The organism is Flavobacterium olei (assembly GCF_039749035.1).
Classification (GTDB): domain Bacteria; phylum Bacteroidota; class Bacteroidia; order Flavobacteriales; family Flavobacteriaceae; genus Flavobacterium; species Flavobacterium olei.
Window position 1 is genome coordinate 646,736 of the sequence record NZ_JBDKWC010000003.1, and the last position, 14,803, is coordinate 661,538.

General features: G+C 33.6%; 15 protein-coding genes and 1 pseudogene. 9 read left to right on the forward strand and 7 right to left on the reverse strand.

Annotated features, from left to right (window positions below):
- Positions 1–980 (reverse strand): annotated as a pseudogene (locus tag ABEB31_RS10525) (hypothetical protein); the annotation flags it as partial.
- Positions 981–1,185: 205 nt separating this feature from the next.
- On the opposite strand from ABEB31_RS10525, the gene pth reads away from it, so the two are divergent.
- A complete protein-coding gene (gene pth / locus ABEB31_RS10530; protein WP_347051595.1) occupies positions 1,186–1,809 on the forward strand; it encodes an aminoacyl-tRNA hydrolase in 624 nt (207 codons plus the stop codon).
- Between the two features lie 139 nt (positions 1,810–1,948).
- On the forward strand, positions 1,949–2,557 hold the full coding sequence (locus ABEB31_RS10535) for a superoxide dismutase (protein ID WP_347051596.1): 609 nt from the start codon (positions 1,949–1,951) through the stop codon (positions 2,555–2,557).
- Between the two features lie 752 nt (positions 2,558–3,309).
- Here the strand turns inward: ABEB31_RS10535 and ABEB31_RS10540 are convergent.
- Together ABEB31_RS10540 and ABEB31_RS10545 are read right to left on the reverse strand one after the other, a co-directional pair.
- The gene (locus ABEB31_RS10540; protein WP_347051597.1) at positions 3,310–5,208 is read right to left on the reverse strand and encodes an amidophosphoribosyltransferase; all 1,899 of its coding nucleotides are present in this window, start codon (positions 5,206–5,208) and stop codon (positions 3,310–3,312) included.
- A gap of 79 nt (positions 5,209–5,287) precedes the next feature.
- A complete protein-coding gene (locus ABEB31_RS10545) occupies positions 5,288–6,211 on the reverse strand; it encodes a PfkB family carbohydrate kinase (protein ID WP_347051598.1) in 924 nt (307 codons plus the stop codon).
- 233 nt (positions 6,212–6,444) lie between these two features.
- On the opposite strand from ABEB31_RS10545, the gene ABEB31_RS10550 reads away from it, so the two are divergent.
- Positions 6,445–7,020 (forward strand): hypothetical protein, encoded by a 576-nt coding sequence (locus ABEB31_RS10550; RefSeq protein WP_347051599.1) that lies wholly within the window; start codon positions 6,445–6,447, stop codon positions 7,018–7,020.
- 116 nt (positions 7,021–7,136) lie between these two features.
- Here the strand turns inward: ABEB31_RS10550 and ABEB31_RS10555 are convergent, their stop codons facing one another.
- Together ABEB31_RS10555 and ABEB31_RS10560 are read right to left on the reverse strand one after the other, a co-directional pair.
- Positions 7,137–7,532, reverse strand: coding sequence for a hypothetical protein (locus tag ABEB31_RS10555; RefSeq protein ID WP_347051600.1), 396 nt, complete (start codon positions 7,530–7,532; stop codon positions 7,137–7,139).
- Complete coding sequence (locus ABEB31_RS10560) at positions 7,516–8,103, reverse strand: RNA polymerase sigma factor (protein ID WP_347051601.1); 588 nt, start codon at positions 8,101–8,103, stop codon at positions 7,516–7,518. Before ABEB31_RS10560 ends, ABEB31_RS10555 begins: the two co-directional genes overlap by 17 nt.
- Positions 8,104–8,402: 299 nt before the next feature.
- Between ABEB31_RS10560 and ABEB31_RS10565 the strand changes: the two genes are divergently transcribed.
- Positions 8,403–8,747 (forward strand): DUF6249 domain-containing protein, encoded by a 345-nt coding sequence (locus ABEB31_RS10565; protein WP_347051602.1) that lies wholly within the window; start codon positions 8,403–8,405, stop codon positions 8,745–8,747.
- Positions 8,748–8,805: 58 nt separating this feature from the next.
- Here the strand turns inward: ABEB31_RS10565 and rnhA are convergent, their stop codons facing one another.
- Together rnhA and purN are read right to left on the reverse strand one after the other, a co-directional pair.
- The gene (gene rnhA / locus ABEB31_RS10570; protein WP_347051603.1) at positions 8,806–9,279 is read right to left on the reverse strand and encodes a ribonuclease HI; all 474 of its coding nucleotides are present in this window, start codon (positions 9,277–9,279) and stop codon (positions 8,806–8,808) included.
- A gap of 105 nt (positions 9,280–9,384) precedes the next feature.
- A complete protein-coding gene (gene purN / locus ABEB31_RS10575) occupies positions 9,385–9,954 on the reverse strand; it encodes a phosphoribosylglycinamide formyltransferase (protein WP_347051604.1) in 570 nt (189 codons plus the stop codon).
- Between the two features lie 175 nt (positions 9,955–10,129).
- Between purN and ABEB31_RS10580 the strand changes: the two genes are divergently transcribed.
- The 5 genes from ABEB31_RS10580 to pyk all read left to right on the forward strand — a co-directional run bounded on the left by ABEB31_RS10580 (position 10,130) and on the right by pyk (position 14,678).
- Entirely contained in the window at positions 10,130–10,366 is a 237-nt protein-coding gene (locus ABEB31_RS10580) for an acyl carrier protein (protein WP_007137004.1), read from the forward strand.
- Positions 10,367–10,621: 255 nt separating this feature from the next.
- The gene (fabF, locus tag ABEB31_RS10585) at positions 10,622–11,875 is read left to right on the forward strand and encodes a beta-ketoacyl-ACP synthase II (protein ID WP_347051606.1); all 1,254 of its coding nucleotides are present in this window, start codon (positions 10,622–10,624) and stop codon (positions 11,873–11,875) included.
- A gap of 9 nt (positions 11,876–11,884) precedes the next feature.
- Positions 11,885–12,625 carry a ribonuclease III gene (gene rnc / locus ABEB31_RS10590; RefSeq protein ID WP_347051607.1) on the forward strand — a complete coding sequence of 247 codons (741 nt, stop codon included), beginning with the start codon at positions 11,885–11,887 and terminating at the stop codon, positions 12,623–12,625.
- 125 nt (positions 12,626–12,750) lie between these two features.
- On the forward strand, positions 12,751–13,239 hold the full coding sequence (locus ABEB31_RS10595) for an IPExxxVDY family protein (protein WP_347051608.1): 489 nt from the start codon (positions 12,751–12,753) through the stop codon (positions 13,237–13,239).
- Between the two features lie 5 nt (positions 13,240–13,244).
- Positions 13,245–14,678 (forward strand): pyruvate kinase, encoded by a 1,434-nt coding sequence (gene pyk, locus ABEB31_RS10600; protein WP_347051609.1) that lies wholly within the window; start codon positions 13,245–13,247, stop codon positions 14,676–14,678.
- Positions 14,679–14,803: the final 125 nt, after the last annotated feature.

Sequence of the window (14,803 nt, forward strand, 5' to 3'; positions counted from 1 at the left end):
TAAGTGATGATAAGATTTCCGGTAGCGGGATCCACAACAGCAGAAGTAATTCCCTTTCCGTCATCACCTTTATCGCCTTTTTCTCCTTTTACTATACCGGCATCTGATTTAGTTCCGTCTTCATAAGTGATGATAAGATTTCCGGTAGCGGGATCCACAACAGCAGAAGTAATTCCCTTTCCGTCATCACCTTTATCGCCCTTGTCTCCTTTGGCTTTACCGGCATCTGATATAGTTCCGTCTTCATAAGTGATAATAAGATTTCCGGTAGTGGGATCTACAACAGCAGAAGTAATTCCCTTTCCGTCATCACCTTTATCGCCCTTATCTCCTTTTGCTTTACCGGCATCTGATATAGTTCCATCTTCATAAGTGATAATAAGATTTCCGGTAGCGGGATCTACAACAACAGAAGTAATTCCCTTTCCGTCATCACCTTTATCGCCTTTTTCTCCTTTTACTATACCGGCATCTGATGTAGTTCCGTCTTCATAAGTGATAATAAGATTTCCGGTAACGGGATCCACAACAACAGAAGTAATTCCTTTACCATCGTCACCTTTATCACCTTTGTCACCTTTTGCATTTCCGGCATTTATAGTTGTGCCATCTGTATATGTAATAATAAGATCTCCCGCATTATTTATTATACTGTTAGAAATTTCTTTTCCATCTCCATTAATTATTTCATCTGAAGTAGCAAATCTTTTCCATCTGTCTATATACCAATAGTAATACCCTGGGGTAACATCTAAAGTAGTAATGGTATTATAAACCAATAAACTCTCTTTATTACCATTAGTAATTGTAATAACGTCTCTTGTTCCGTTTAGTTTTACCTGAGGAATCAATATTCCTCGATCGGTTGCGACCACTTGAAATTGTGCAGATTTGTCAGGTTTTTTGTCACCCACAACGGCCTGTGCATATGATCCGTAACTTGCTAAAACAAAAGCCAATACTTGTAATTTCTTTTTCATAAGAATTCTTTTGTAATTTTATTTTCAAATTTCCATCGAAGTAAGAAGTTGATTAGCTTCTAAAAGTTTTTAAAATTGTAGTATAGGACATATCTTATTCCGGGACATAATATGGTAATGATAATCTATCTCTTAAAAAAAACAGAATATTAAAATTCACTAGTATTAAAGAAAAATTATTGAATTAAAACTTATTTTTGCATTCATGAAATGGATAACCAAACTGTTTTCATCAACGACGAAAGAAGAGAACACAGACAATATGAAAAAATATTTAATTGTAGGATTAGGAAATATAGGAGCAGAATATGTAAACACAAGACATAACATCGGATTTAAAGTTTTAGATTTTTTAGCCAAAAAAGAAAGTTTGTCTTTTGAAACTGTAAAACTGGGTTCGCTTGCAGAATATAAATTTAAAGGAAGAACCTTTTTTCTTTTAAAACCCAATACCTACATGAACTTAAGTGGTAAGGCCGTAAAATACTGGATAGACAAAGAAAACATTCCGCTGGAAAATATTATGGTTATTACGGATGATCTGAATCTTTCGTTTGGAACCATCCGCATCAAACCAAAAGGAAGCGACGGTGGGCACAATGGTCTTAAAAATATAAATCTGGTTCTGAATACTCAAAATTATACCCGTTTTAGATTTGGAATCAGTGATGAATTTAAAAAAGGAAAACAAGTAGATTATGTTTTAGGGGAATGGAATGCAGAAGAGGAGGCCAAATTACCGGAACGTTTAGAAATTTCTGCTGAGATTATTAGAACTTTCGGAACAGCGGGATTAGAAAACACTATGACTACTTTTAATGGAAAATAAAGATTATGAGGTATTTACTATGGTAAAAATCATTTTATTGATGAATTAAATTCAATTATAAGCAAATAGTATTTTCAATTCCAAAGTTAAATGTCTAAATTTGGAATAAATTATTATAAACCATAAAATTAAAGATATCATGGCTTTTGAATTACCACAGTTACCTTACGCGTATGACGCATTAGAACCACATATTGATGCTCGTACAATGGAAATCCACCATACAAAACATCATAATGCATACACTACAAATCTAAATGCAGCAATTGCAGGAACAGATTTGGAAGGAAAAACAATCGAAAATATCTTAATCAATTTAGATAAATCTAACGCAGCAGTACGTAACAATGGTGGAGGTTTTTACAACCACAACTTGTTCTGGACAGTAATGGCACCAAACGGGGGCGGATTGCCAACGGGTGATTTATTAGCGGCAATTGAGTCTTCTTTTGGATCATTTGAAGAATTTAAAGCAAAATTTGCCAAAGCTGGTGCAACTCAATTTGGTTCTGGATGGGCATGGTTATGTGTTCAAAAAGGGGGAAAATTAGATGTTTGCGGAACTCCAAATCAGGATAATCCATTAATGCCGGAAGTAGGATGTGGAGGAACTCCAATTTTAGGAATGGATGTTTGGGAACATGCTTACTATTTAAACTATCAAAACAGAAGACCAGATTATATTGAAGCTTTTTTCAGTGTAATTAACTGGACAGAAGTTGCAAGAAGATTTGCTTTAGACAAATAAGAAGATAGAATAAAGATTATACAAAAGACGAGTGCCAAAAGTGCTCGTCTTTTTTTTGTCTTTGTCTTTATTTTATAATATATGATTTTTGCTCTTTTAAAAAGAAAATAAAAAAGGTGGAATCTCTTCCACCTTTTTTGCCCCAAATCTACCATAAATATAACCTACTAATGTTATGGTTTAGTAAATGTATGACAGATATTTTTGCGTTAAAAACTTTTCAGATAAAAAGCAAGTATATCCGATTAAAGTGCAGTAACTGCTATTTATAAATAACATGAATTTTCACCAATAAAAAAGGTGGAATCTCTTCCACCTTTTTTGCCCCAAATCTACCATAAACTTTACCTACTAATGTTATGGTTTAGTAAATGTATAACAGATATTTATGCGTTAAAAACTTTTCAGTTAAAAGGTCAGTATTTCCGATTAAGTACTGTTTAGTTGTTCTAAGATTACGAGATAAACATAATAGAGTTTCTTCTTTTGAATAGCTAACTCTTTTGATGAAAATTGGATTACGAAGAAATGTAAAAAAAAAATTAAACAACTGTCGCAGAAATACTTGAGTTTATTCCAATAAAAAAGGTGGAATTTCTTCCACCCTTTTTGCCCCAAATCTACCATAAACTTAACCTACTAATGTTATGGTATCTCAAATATATTGTAGCTTTTCAATTTTACCAAACAAACAGGATGAACGGCAAAAAAAACCGATGAAATGCACAAATTAACCTTTTATTAATACTTTTTTAATAAGCTCTTGCGTCTTTTCCTTCATAAAAGTTCATAAATGCACGGTTAACAACGCGATTTCCTCCAGGTGTTGGGTAATCACCGGTAAAATACCAGTCACCTAAATTTTTAGGACATGCTATATGAAGATCTTCAACAGTCTGGAAGATAATTTTTACTTCTGCATTAATTTCCGGAGAGCTTAACATTTCTGCAATTTTATCTGAAATCTCTTCCTGTGTAAATTGATCGTAAATCGCAGTCACATAATTTACAACGTCTTTGTCGGCAAAATTTTCCTGTGCTTTACATTTTGCATACACTTCGTCTACTATATGATATAAATTTCTTTCTTTTAATAAAGTCAAAGCAGCTCTAAAAGCCACAAGGCCTTCCAGTTTCGCCATATCGATTCCGTAACAATCCGGATAACGAATCTGCGGTGCCGATGAAACGATTACAATACGTTTTGGATTTAAACGATCCATCATCTTAATAATGCTCATTTTTAATGTAGTACCACGAACAATACTGTCATCAATAATAACCAAATTATCTTCTGGTTTGATTACTCCATACGTCACATCGTAAACGTGCGCAACCAGGTCATCCCTACTGCTGTCTTCTGTAATAAAGGTTCTTAGTTTCGCATCTTTAATGGCAACCTTTTCTGTACGTATTTTTACGGCCAGAAGCTCCTGAAGTGTTTCCGTTGTAAGTGTATTTCTGTTTTCCAGAATATAATTGTTTTTTCTCTGGTTTAAGAAATCCTGAGCAGCTTCAACTAAACCATAAAATGATGTTTCAGCAGTATTCGGAATATAAGAGAAAACAGTATTATCTGTATCGTTGTCAATTGCCTTAAGAACAGCTGGTAAAATTAATTTACCTAAATCCTTACGTTCCTGATAAATTTCGGCATCACTTCCTCTGGAGAAATAAATTCTTTCAAAAGAACATGCTTTCTTAACAGTTGGTTCCAAGATTTGTTCCATAGAAACTTTTCCGCTTTTCTTGATAATCAAAGCATTTCCCGGATCAATTTCCTGAACTTTTTCAAAAGGCACATTAAATACAGTTTGAATAACAGGTCTTTCTGAAGCAACAACCACTACTTCATCATCCTGATAGAAATACGCAGGACGAATTCCCGCAGGATCTCTAAAAACAAATGCGTCACCGTGACCTAATAATCCGGCCATTGCATAACCACCGTCAAGATTTTTTGCCGAGCGGCTTAATATTTTTGCAATATCCAAACGTTCTGCTATAACGGGAGAAGCCTCTCTTTTAGAATAACCTTCTGCTTTGCAATCCTGGTAAAGCTGCATTACTTCCTTATCTAAGAAATGGCCAATTTTTTCCATTACTGTAACAGTATCTGCCATTTCTTTAGGATGCTGCCCTAATTCTACCAGATTTTCAAAAAGTTCTTTAACGTTTGTCATGTTAAAGTTTCCTGCCAAAATCAGGTTGCGGTGCATCCAGTTGCTTTGACGTAAAAACGGGTGAACGCTTTCGATGCTGTTTTTTCCGAAAGTTCCGTAACGAACGTGACCTAAAAACAATTCTCCAATATAAGGAATGTTTGATTTTAGAGCTTTCATGTTATCCGCAAGTTCCGGGCGTTCTTTTAACTCCTCGCTAATACGTTCATTGATTTGTTTAAAAACGTCCTGAATAGGTTGCGCATGATTCGAACGAACTCTGCTGATGTATCGTTGTCCGGCTTCTACATCCAATTTAATGCTTGCAAAACCAGCACCGTCTTGTCCACGATTATGCTGTTTTTCCATCATTAAATACATCTTCTGGATTCCGTAAAAAGCAGTTCCGTATTTTTCTTTATAATATTCAAGCGGTTTTAGTAGTCTCACTAAGGCTATACCACATTCGTGTTTTAAAGCGTCGCTCATTGTTTTTGTTTTTTTGTGTTGTGTAAGTTGTGTGTATTATTGTAATAAAAAAGCCCCGTTTTATCGAGGCTTTTGCGCATTATATTTCTATGTCAAACTGAGTTAACGACTTAAATTGCTGTAATCGAATCGCTACTTCTGCTTTGCTTAATGTTTCCATTCTTTCTGTTCCAAATTTTTCTACGCAGAACGAAGCTAAATTTGAACCGTAAATAATTGCATTTTTCATATTGCCAAACGAGATATTTTCGCTTTGCGCAATAAATCCCGAGAAACCACCTGCGAAAGTATCTCCGGCTCCTGTTGGATCAAAAACATCTTCTAATGGTAAAGCCGGTGCAAAGAATACTTCTCTGTTATGAAATAAAAGTGCTCCGTGTTCTCCTTTTTTGATTACCACATATTTTGGTCCCAATTCCTGAATTTTATTTGCTGCTTTTACTAATGAATATTCACCAGAAAGCTGTCTCGCTTCTTCGTCATTAATAGTAATAACATCAACACGTTTGATAACATCTAATAATTCCGGAAGAGCGCAGTCCATCCAGAAATTCATTGTATCTAAAACAACCAGTTTTGGTTTTTTTTCTAATTGATCTAAAACACTGCTTTGTACTAAAGGATGCAAATTCCCTAACATTACAACATCAGCATCTTTAAAATTTTGTGGAACTTTTGGCTGAAAATCAGCCAGAACGTTTAGTTCTGTAATCAAAGTATCTCTTGAATTTAAATCATTGTGATATAAACCGCTCCAAAAAAAGGTTTTTCCGCCTTTTACAATTTCGATACCAGAGATATCAATATTTTTTGAAGTTAAAAGATCTAAATGTTCTTGAGGAAAATCGTCGCCAACTACAGAAACAATGGCCGATTGCAAGTTAAAAAATGATGCCGATAATCCGATGTAGGTTGCAGCACCACCTAATATTTTATCTGTTTTTCCGAAAGGAGTTTCAATCGCGTCGAAAGCAACTGTTCCAACAATCAATAGTTTATTCATTTTATGAATTTCGAATTAGGGTGCAAAGATACTCTATAAGTTACAATCCTGCAACGGTTTAGCGTCTCAAAATTTTCTTAAAAAAACAACATCGATTTCGTTGTAAAACTATTGTAAATGAATTAATTGAAATTGATTTTGAGGAGCGTTTAAAATAGGTTTTCTGAATTTAAAATGCAATTTATATTTTGTAATTTTTTTTGTTAGATTTGTTTAAATATGAAATTCCAACAATGAACAGAATTTACTTTTTATTACTATTCTGCCTTTTGTTTTCTTGTGAAGGAAAAAAAACTAATTTTTCAGATGAAATGATTGAAATGCTTGCTAATCGCGGCGAAATGAAAAATGACAAGGAAGCTTTACCGCCCCCGCCAATATTTTTCTCAGATGCATACCTTTCGATAAATGATGTTGAGATTCTTCGTTTAGAGGAAAACGAATTGTTTTTCTTTTATAAAAGATATTATTCTACAAATTTCAATTCGTTTAAAGAGTTTTTAAATGCAGTTTTAAATGATGGTTTTAGTATAGAAAGAAAAATATTTACTCATCCAAAATATCCACTCCGATTTAAATTAAATTCAAAAATAGAAAAGAAATATAAAGATTTAGGGTTTGAGGATTTTTTTAAAAAATATTCTAAAGAAACAGCTTCAAAAAGGCTCGCTTTAAATCGCTCAAATATTAATGATGGTGAATATTTTACAATAGTTTACTTTTTTTTTAAAAACGGTTACGATATTAGTTCTGATTGTTATTTGGGAGTTGACTATATCGGAAAAAGAGAAGATTCTTTTAAGTTATAAGTGATTTGATTACCAATTTTTCTAATGATATTTTGATAATTTTTTAGCAGTTTTTTATCTATATTTTGAAATCTTCGTGAGATAAATTGCGTTCGATTTTTAATTTTTTTTTTTCATTACACTTGATATTTCTTATCAAAATAATTCTTCAGGATCCCAATCTGAATCAACATCATAATTGGGACAATTAAAAGTGTATATAATAAAGTTTTTGAAATGTGAATTCCTGAAAACAATCCTGAAATTGTATCTGCATACGGAGTTTTTACATCTAAAACAGTATCTGTTCCGGTAAAGAAAGAAACGTAGATAGTCAATAATGCCAAAGCCATTCCGATAGAAATCCAGACTGGTTTAGAAATTAATGGTTTATATACATTAAGTTTTTTCTCTTCCAAAATTGAAATTTCAGACATTATTTTAGAAGTAAAGTCAAAAGATGGTGATTGCAGTTTTTCTTCCGCCATCATTTTGCCAATAAGTAGTTCAATATTTTTATCGCTCTCTTTCATAACATTCTATTATTTCTGGTTCTAACTGCTGTCTCAAAATTACGGCTAATTTTTGCCGGCTCCTAAATAATTTTACTTTAGCATTATTGGCCGAGATATTCATGACTTTTCCGATTTCTTCCAAATTCTGATCTTCAAAATAAAATAAAGTCAACAGGAAGTTTTCATCTCCGGGCAATAAATTTAAACATTTTTGAATGGTTTGCTTTCGTTCTTTTTCTTCTAAAGCGCTCAAAGCGTTGTCCATCGTTTTAATTAAATGAGAAGAAAATTCATCAATCGAAATATTTAAATTTTCTTTTTTATTTTTCTTCAATCTGTCCAGACAGGTATTATAAGCAATTTTATAAATCCAGGTCGAAAACTTAGAATCCCCTTTAAATTTGGTCAGCGAATTGTAAATCTTTATAAAAGTATCTTGCGCAACCTCTTCGGCCTCCTCCCGGTTTTTTAGCATTTTTAAGGACAAGGTGAAGATCATATCTTTATAACGATCAACCAAAACTGCAAAGGCACTATTCTCGCCCTGCAGCATTTTATCGATATAATGTTGATCATTTAAAGTACTCATATTATATAGGACGACATTTTGTTTCTTTAGGTTACAGCATTTTCCGAAAAATTAGATAATTAGATAATTCGGCATATTGCAAAAGGGACAAAGAATTAAAATTGTAACCTGTGAGAAGTTGAACTTCAAAAGTTTGTCATACTTAATTGAAGTGTTAAAGATAATTGATTATCAGTAGTTTATTAATTGTCTAATGACCAAATTTTCTAATTATCTAATTTTTTTGGAAAATCCTGTAACCTCATTTCAAAAGCTGTCGTCCTATGGGTGTATCAATCAATTAAAAACATAAAAAAATCATGGACGAAAAAATTTTAATCCCAATTAGTTTCTTTTTAATGATCTTTGGAATCATTTACCTTATTTATTCCACCAGAAACAGAGAACGTCTGGCACTTATAGAAAAAGGCGTAGATGCAAGTATCTTTTTTAATACCAACCAAAAAAATGTTCCCGCCTGGAAAGTTTTCGTTATAAATACCGCTTTTCTTCTAATCGGAATTGGTGTCGGACTTTTTATTGCTTTATTCTTAACTACCTATACAAAAATGAATCCTGATGTAGTGTATCCGGCTACCATAATTACCATGTCCGGAATTGGGTTACTGGTAGGATTTCATAAAGCAAAAGATTTAGATAAATAAAAGAAGTAAGTAAATTTGAGTTACTACAAAAAACGCATCCATACAGATGCGTTTTTTTTTATTCTTTAGAACCGACTGTTTCGTAATAAACGTCAACAGAAAGTTTCGGCTGCATTGACGCCATAACGGCCAGCTGGTCACAGCGTTCGTTTTGGACATGATTATTATGGCCTTTTATCCATTTAAAATTAACCTGATGTTTGCGGTAAACTATTAAAAAGCGTTTCCATAAATCAGGGTTCTTTTTGCCGGTAAATCCTTTTTTCTCCCATCCGAAAACCCACTTTTTTTCAACAGAATCAACGACATATTTGGAATCGGAAATAATCAAAACCTTCATATTTGGCTTTTTAAGTTTTTCTAAACCTACAATTACTGCAAGAAGTTCCATTCTGTTATTTGTTGTTAAACGAAAACCTTCGTAAAATTCTTTTTTATGCGGGGTTCCAACCAGTTCCATCACGACACCATAGCCGCCATTTCCGGGATTTCCTTTTGCAGCGCCGTCTGTATATATATGTACTTCGTGCATTTTTTATTTTAGATTTAAGACTTTAAGATTTTAGATTGGTCAGGCTTTATCTAAAATTGATTTTTGATTTTGATATTGCAGTTGCACTTTGATTTTTAGTTGCAATTAAATTTTTCCTTCTAATAACTTTTCAATAATTTCAGGAAAATGCTTTTGTTCCAGTTCATGAATCTTTTCCGCAACAGTTTCCGGCGTATCGTTCTCTGTTAAGGCAATATTTTGCTGAAAAATTATTCCGCCTTCATCATAATGTTCATTAACATAATGAATAGAAATTCCGGTTTCTTTTTCCTTATTATTTACTATCGCTCTGTGAATGTGCATTCCATACATTCCTTTTCCACCATAATTGGGTAAAAGGGCAGGATGAATGTTTATAATTTTGTTGGGATATCTTTCAATTATGTTGTCCGGGAATTTCAGCAGGAAACCAGCCAGAACAATCATATCCGGGTCGATTTTCTCTATTTTTTGTAATACATTTCTCTCTAAAAGATCGTTTTTTTCGAAAATTTCCACCGGAATTTGATGATTTTTTGCTCTTTCAATCACTTTTGCCGTAGCATTATTTGTAAACACCGAAACGACTTTTGCAATTTCAGTATTGGCAAAATATTTTATAATGTTTTCTGCATTAGTACCTGATCCTGAGGCAAAAACAACAATTTTTTTCATATTGGAATTAATTTTGAGACTGCAAAAAACGGAATAAAAATCGAAAATAAATAGATTTAAAAGACCTTTCTTGAAATTAATTTTATAAATTAGTGTTACATTTATTAACTAAATCATGGTTTTAAGATAAAGTTTTTTATTTTTGCCAACAAATTAAATTCTAAAATTAAAGATTATGTCAGACATTGCATCAAGAGTAAAAGCGATTATCGTAGACAAATTAGGTGTTGACGAAAACGAAGTTGTAACAGAAGCAAGCTTCACTAATGATTTGGGAGCTGACTCATTAGACACTGTTGAGCTTATTATGGAATTCGAAAAAGAATTTGATATTCAAATTCCAGACGATCAAGCAGAAAACATTGCTACTGTTGGTCAAGCTATTTCTTATATCGAGGAAGCTAAAAAATAATAATACCACACCCGGTTTTTAAAAAATTCCAATTTTTTAATCCCGAGCTTCGGGGCCAGACTCCAAATTTTTTGGAATTTGTTTTTAAAAGTTGAAATTTATTAAAAATTGGGTGTTATTATTTTTTTTAAAATTTAAAATTCGATTGATTTTCAATCAAAAAGATATATTTATATTGTAAATCCCATGGCTCTTAAGTAACAACAAGTTAAGAAAGCGTGGGTTTTATTTGTTTAAAGTACAAAACACATATTTATGGCATTAAGGCGAGTTGTTGTAACAGGATTAGGTGCACTTACCCCTATCGGGAATAATATCCAGGATTATTGGAATGCACTTGTGAATGGAGTTAGCGGAGCCGCTCCGATCACATATTATGATACCGAGAAGCATAAAACGAAATTTGCCTGCGAAGTAAAAAACTTCAATATTGAAGATTACATGGATCGCAAGGAATCTCGTAGATTAGATAAATTTGCTCAATATGCAATTGCTGCCAGTGATGAAGCGATCAAAGATGCCGGAATTACAAATGATAACGTAAACAAACAAAGAGTTGGTGTTATCTGGGGAGCAGGAATTGGAGGTTTAGAAACTTTTCAGGATGAAGTAATGTACTATGCAAAAGGTGATGGAACTCCAAAGTTCAATCCCTTCTTTATTCCTAAAATGATTGCCGATATCGCACCTGCACATATCTCTATGCGTAACGGATATATGGGACCTAATTATACTACGGTTTCTGCTTGTGCATCTTCTGCAAATGCATTAATCGATGCTTTCAATTACATTCGTTTAGGAATGTGCGATGTTATTGTTTCCGGAGGTTCTGAAGCAGCAGTTACAATTGCTGGTATGGGAGGTTTCAGCTCAATGCACGCATTATCTACGAGAAACGAAAGTCCGGAAACGGCTTCAAGACCTTTTGATGCAACCAGAGATGGTTTCGTATTAGGAGAAGGAGCAGGAGCATTGGTGCTTGAAGATTATGAACATGCCAAAGCCAGAGGTGCAAAAATCTATTGCGAAGTTGGCGGTGGCGGGATGTCATCTGATGCTTACCACCTAACTGCACCACATCCTGAAGGAATCGGGGTTATCGCAGTTATGGAAAATACTTTGAGAGATGCCGGAATGAAACCGGAAGATATTGATCACATCAATACTCACGGAACTTCTACTCCATTAGGAGACGTTGCTGAGTTAAAAGCAATCAGCAAAGTTTTTGGCGAACATGCTAAAAATATCAATATCAACTCTACAAAATCGATGACAGGGCATTTACTTGGTGCTGCCGGAGCTATTGAAGCAATCGCTTCTATCCTGGCAATGCAACACGGAATTGTTCCTCCAACGATTAACCATACAGTTGTTGACGAAAATATTGATCCGTCTTTAAACCTTACTTTAAACAAACCTCAAAAAAGAGAGGTAAATGTTGCCATGAGTAATACATTTGGTTTTGGTGGACACAATGCTTGTGTATTGTTTAAAAAACTAGCTGACTAATTTCTGTATATGAATATTATCAAAAAAATATTTTCTAAATCCCGTTCTCTAGAAGACGGGATTTTTTTTGACACTATTCAGAAAATTCTTGGTTTTCAGCCTGCTAACATTGATTTTTACAGAAGAGCGTTTACACACCGCTCGTCTAATAAATTAGATCAGAATGGGCATCCTATTAATTACGAACGTTTAGAATTTTTAGGAGACGCCATGTTAAGTGCTGTCATTGCTGCACATTTATTTAATAAGGCGCCAAATGGTGACGAAGGTTACTTAACCAAGATGCGTTCAAAAATAGTAAGCCGTGAGCATTTGAACGAATTAGGAAAAGATTTGAATTTAGTGCAGTTTGTTGAAAGTAAAGTGCCCATTCAGCATTTTGGAGAAAATATTCATGGTAATATTTTTGAGTCTCTTGTTGGTGCTATTTACCTGGATAAAGGTTATCCTTTTTGCGAAAGATTTATTCAAAAAAGAGTGATAACGCCTTATGTAGATATTGCACGGCTTGAAGGAAAAGTGATTAGTTACAAAAGTCTGGTTATCGAATGGTGTCAGAAGGAAAAAAGAGTTTTCCATTATGATATTTTTGAAGATAACGGAATTGACGGACAACGCCTGTTTGGAGTCAAATTGAGTATTGATGAGAAAGTAGTTGCAAGAGCGAGAGCTACCTCAAAAAAGAAAGCAGAAGAAAAAGCTTCACAAAGAGCTTATTTTGCATTTCAGGAAAAAATTGACAAAAAATAGCTTCAAAAATGTTGTAACTATCACAAGACTACAACGTTTTCGTTTATAATTTAACAAAAACAACTTCGTCTACACTATTTAAGCTCCGTTAGAAATAGTATATTTACAACTTGATTTTTCATGACATGGCTATTCATAGATTGGATTTAGACGAATTTGACGAAATTGATTATTATTTAATGGCAATTCATACTTCATTAGAAGATTACAGACTTGCCTATTTTATCAATAAAAACCTTCCGATAAACTTAAGTAAGAGCAAAAACGAGATCCATGCTCAGACTAAGGAAGGAGAAGCAAGTTTTTCCAGGTTCTATTACTATGATGAGGAAAAGGCTGTTTCATGGAATTTAATTCAGAATAAAAATGAAATCATTTCTGTGAGTACAAATGATTTTCAGAATTTGTTTTCTAATGAAACAAGTGAGGTTTCAACAACAATTCATTTACTTCCTGAATTTAAAAAGGTCGATTTTTTCCTGAAAATAGACAATAGCGAAGAGGCGCTAAATTTTTCAGAAATTCAACAAAAACTAAATACCATAGAAAGTATTGCGGCCATATATGCCGTCGATACAGACAAAATAAAATCAAAAAACAATCTAATTTTTTAAAAAAAATGTTAACAAACAAGAAAACCAAAATTGTTGCTACACTTGGTCCCGCATGTAGTACAAGAGAGATCATCAAAGATATGATCGATGCAGGGGTTAATGTGTTTAGAATCAATTTTTCGCATGCAGATTACGAAGGAGTAAAAGAAAAGATTGACATTATTAGAGGTCTAAACGAAGAGTTTGGTTATACTACTGCAATCTTAGGAGATTTGCAAGGACCAAAACTTAGAGTTGGTGTAATGGAAGAAGGAACAGTTGTACACGATGGTGACGAAATCACTTTTACTACTGCTGAAGATATTATTGGAACGTCAAAAAAGGCGTTCATGAAATATCAAAATTTTCCAAATGATGTTAACGTTGGAGAGCGTATTTTGCTTGACGACGGTAAACTAATTTTTGAAATCGTTTCTACAGATAAAAAAACAGAAGTTGTTGCCAGAGTTATTCAGGGCGGAGAGTTAAAATCTAAAAAAGGAGTTAACTTACCAAACACTAAAATTTCTCTACCAGCTTTGACTGAAAAAGATATTGCAGATGCGATTTTTGCAATTGAGCAAAAAGTAGACTGGATTGCACTTTCATTCGTAAAGACGCCACGTGACTTACAAGACTTACAGGAACTGATCGCGAAACATTCGGAAGTTAAAATTCCAATTATTGCTAAAATCGAAATGCCGGAAGCTCTTGAGAACATGGACAAAATTGTAGCATATTGTGATGGATTAATGGTTGCCCGTGGAGATCTTGGTGTTGAGCTTCCTGCTCACGAAGTTCCATTAGTTCAAAAAGACTTGATTCGCAGAGCAAAAACCGCAAGAATTCCGGTTATCGTTGCAACACAAATGATGGAAACAATGATTACCAGTTTAACGCCAACAAGAGCAGAAGTAAATGACGTTGCTAACTCAGTAATGGATGGTGCAGATGCGGTGATGTTATCAGGAGAAACTGCAACAGGAAATTATCCGGTACAGGTAATCCAGAGAATGACACAAATTTGTGAGGCTGTTGAAAATTCACCATTAATTCAGGTTCCGCAGAATACACCACAAATTAAAACAAAACGTTTTGTTACTAAAACAGTTTGTCACCAGGCTGCATTATTAGCTAACGAAATCGAGGCAAAAGCAATTTGTACCTTAACAAACAGTGGTTATACTGCTTTCCAGATTTCGGCCTGGAGACCTTCAACTGCACACATCTTAGTATTTACTTCAAACAAAAGAATCTTAACGCAGCTGAATTTATTATGGGGAGTTAAATCTTTCTATTATGATAATGAAGAAAGTACAGATGATACTGTAACAGATGTAAATAAAATTGCAATTGAAAAAGGATATGCACAAAAAGGAGATTATTTAATTAATCTTGCTGCAATGCCAATTAAAGAAAAAGGTATGGTGAATACTATGAGAGTTTCAGAAATCGAATAACTCTCTCTTTCAATATTTAAAAAGCCGCTTATTTAAGCGGCTTTTTTTTGTTCTTATTTTAAAATGATAGGATTTTAGACATTAAATTATTAAAAAAGTGCGAGGAAGAGAAATTTCTGAAATAA

What these genes read in the sequence shown, in the direction of transcription:
- pth (WP_347051595.1), top strand. Translation starts at nt 1,186, where the DNA reads ATGAAATGGATAACCAAACTGTTTTCATCAACGACGAAAGAAGAGAAC.
- ABEB31_RS10535 (WP_347051596.1), top strand. Translation starts at nt 1,949, where the DNA reads ATGGCTTTTGAATTACCACAGTTACCTTACGCGTATGACGCATTAGAA.
- ABEB31_RS10540 (WP_347051597.1), bottom strand. Translation starts at nt 5,208, where the DNA reads ATGAGCGACGCTTTAAAACACGAATGTGGTATAGCCTTAGTGAGACTA.
- ABEB31_RS10545 (WP_347051598.1), bottom strand. Translation starts at nt 6,211, where the DNA reads ATGAATAAACTATTGATTGTTGGAACAGTTGCTTTCGACGCGATTGAA.
- ABEB31_RS10550 (WP_347051599.1), top strand. Translation starts at nt 6,445, where the DNA reads ATGAACAGAATTTACTTTTTATTACTATTCTGCCTTTTGTTTTCTTGT.
- ABEB31_RS10555 (WP_347051600.1), bottom strand. Translation starts at nt 7,532, where the DNA reads ATGAAAGAGAGCGATAAAAATATTGAACTACTTATTGGCAAAATGATG.
- ABEB31_RS10560 (WP_347051601.1), bottom strand. Translation starts at nt 8,103, where the DNA reads ATGAGTACTTTAAATGATCAACATTATATCGATAAAATGCTGCAGGGC.
- ABEB31_RS10565 (WP_347051602.1), top strand. Translation starts at nt 8,403, where the DNA reads ATGGACGAAAAAATTTTAATCCCAATTAGTTTCTTTTTAATGATCTTT.
- rnhA (WP_347051603.1), bottom strand. Translation starts at nt 9,279, where the DNA reads ATGCACGAAGTACATATATATACAGACGGCGCTGCAAAAGGAAATCCC.
- purN (WP_347051604.1), bottom strand. Translation starts at nt 9,954, where the DNA reads ATGAAAAAAATTGTTGTTTTTGCCTCAGGATCAGGTACTAATGCAGAA.
- ABEB31_RS10580 (WP_007137004.1), top strand. Translation starts at nt 10,130, where the DNA reads ATGTCAGACATTGCATCAAGAGTAAAAGCGATTATCGTAGACAAATTA.
- fabF (WP_347051606.1), top strand. Translation starts at nt 10,622, where the DNA reads ATGGCATTAAGGCGAGTTGTTGTAACAGGATTAGGTGCACTTACCCCT.
- rnc (WP_347051607.1), top strand. Translation starts at nt 11,885, where the DNA reads ATGAATATTATCAAAAAAATATTTTCTAAATCCCGTTCTCTAGAAGAC.
- ABEB31_RS10595 (WP_347051608.1), top strand. Translation starts at nt 12,751, where the DNA reads ATGGCTATTCATAGATTGGATTTAGACGAATTTGACGAAATTGATTAT.
- pyk (WP_347051609.1), top strand. Translation starts at nt 13,245, where the DNA reads ATGTTAACAAACAAGAAAACCAAAATTGTTGCTACACTTGGTCCCGCA.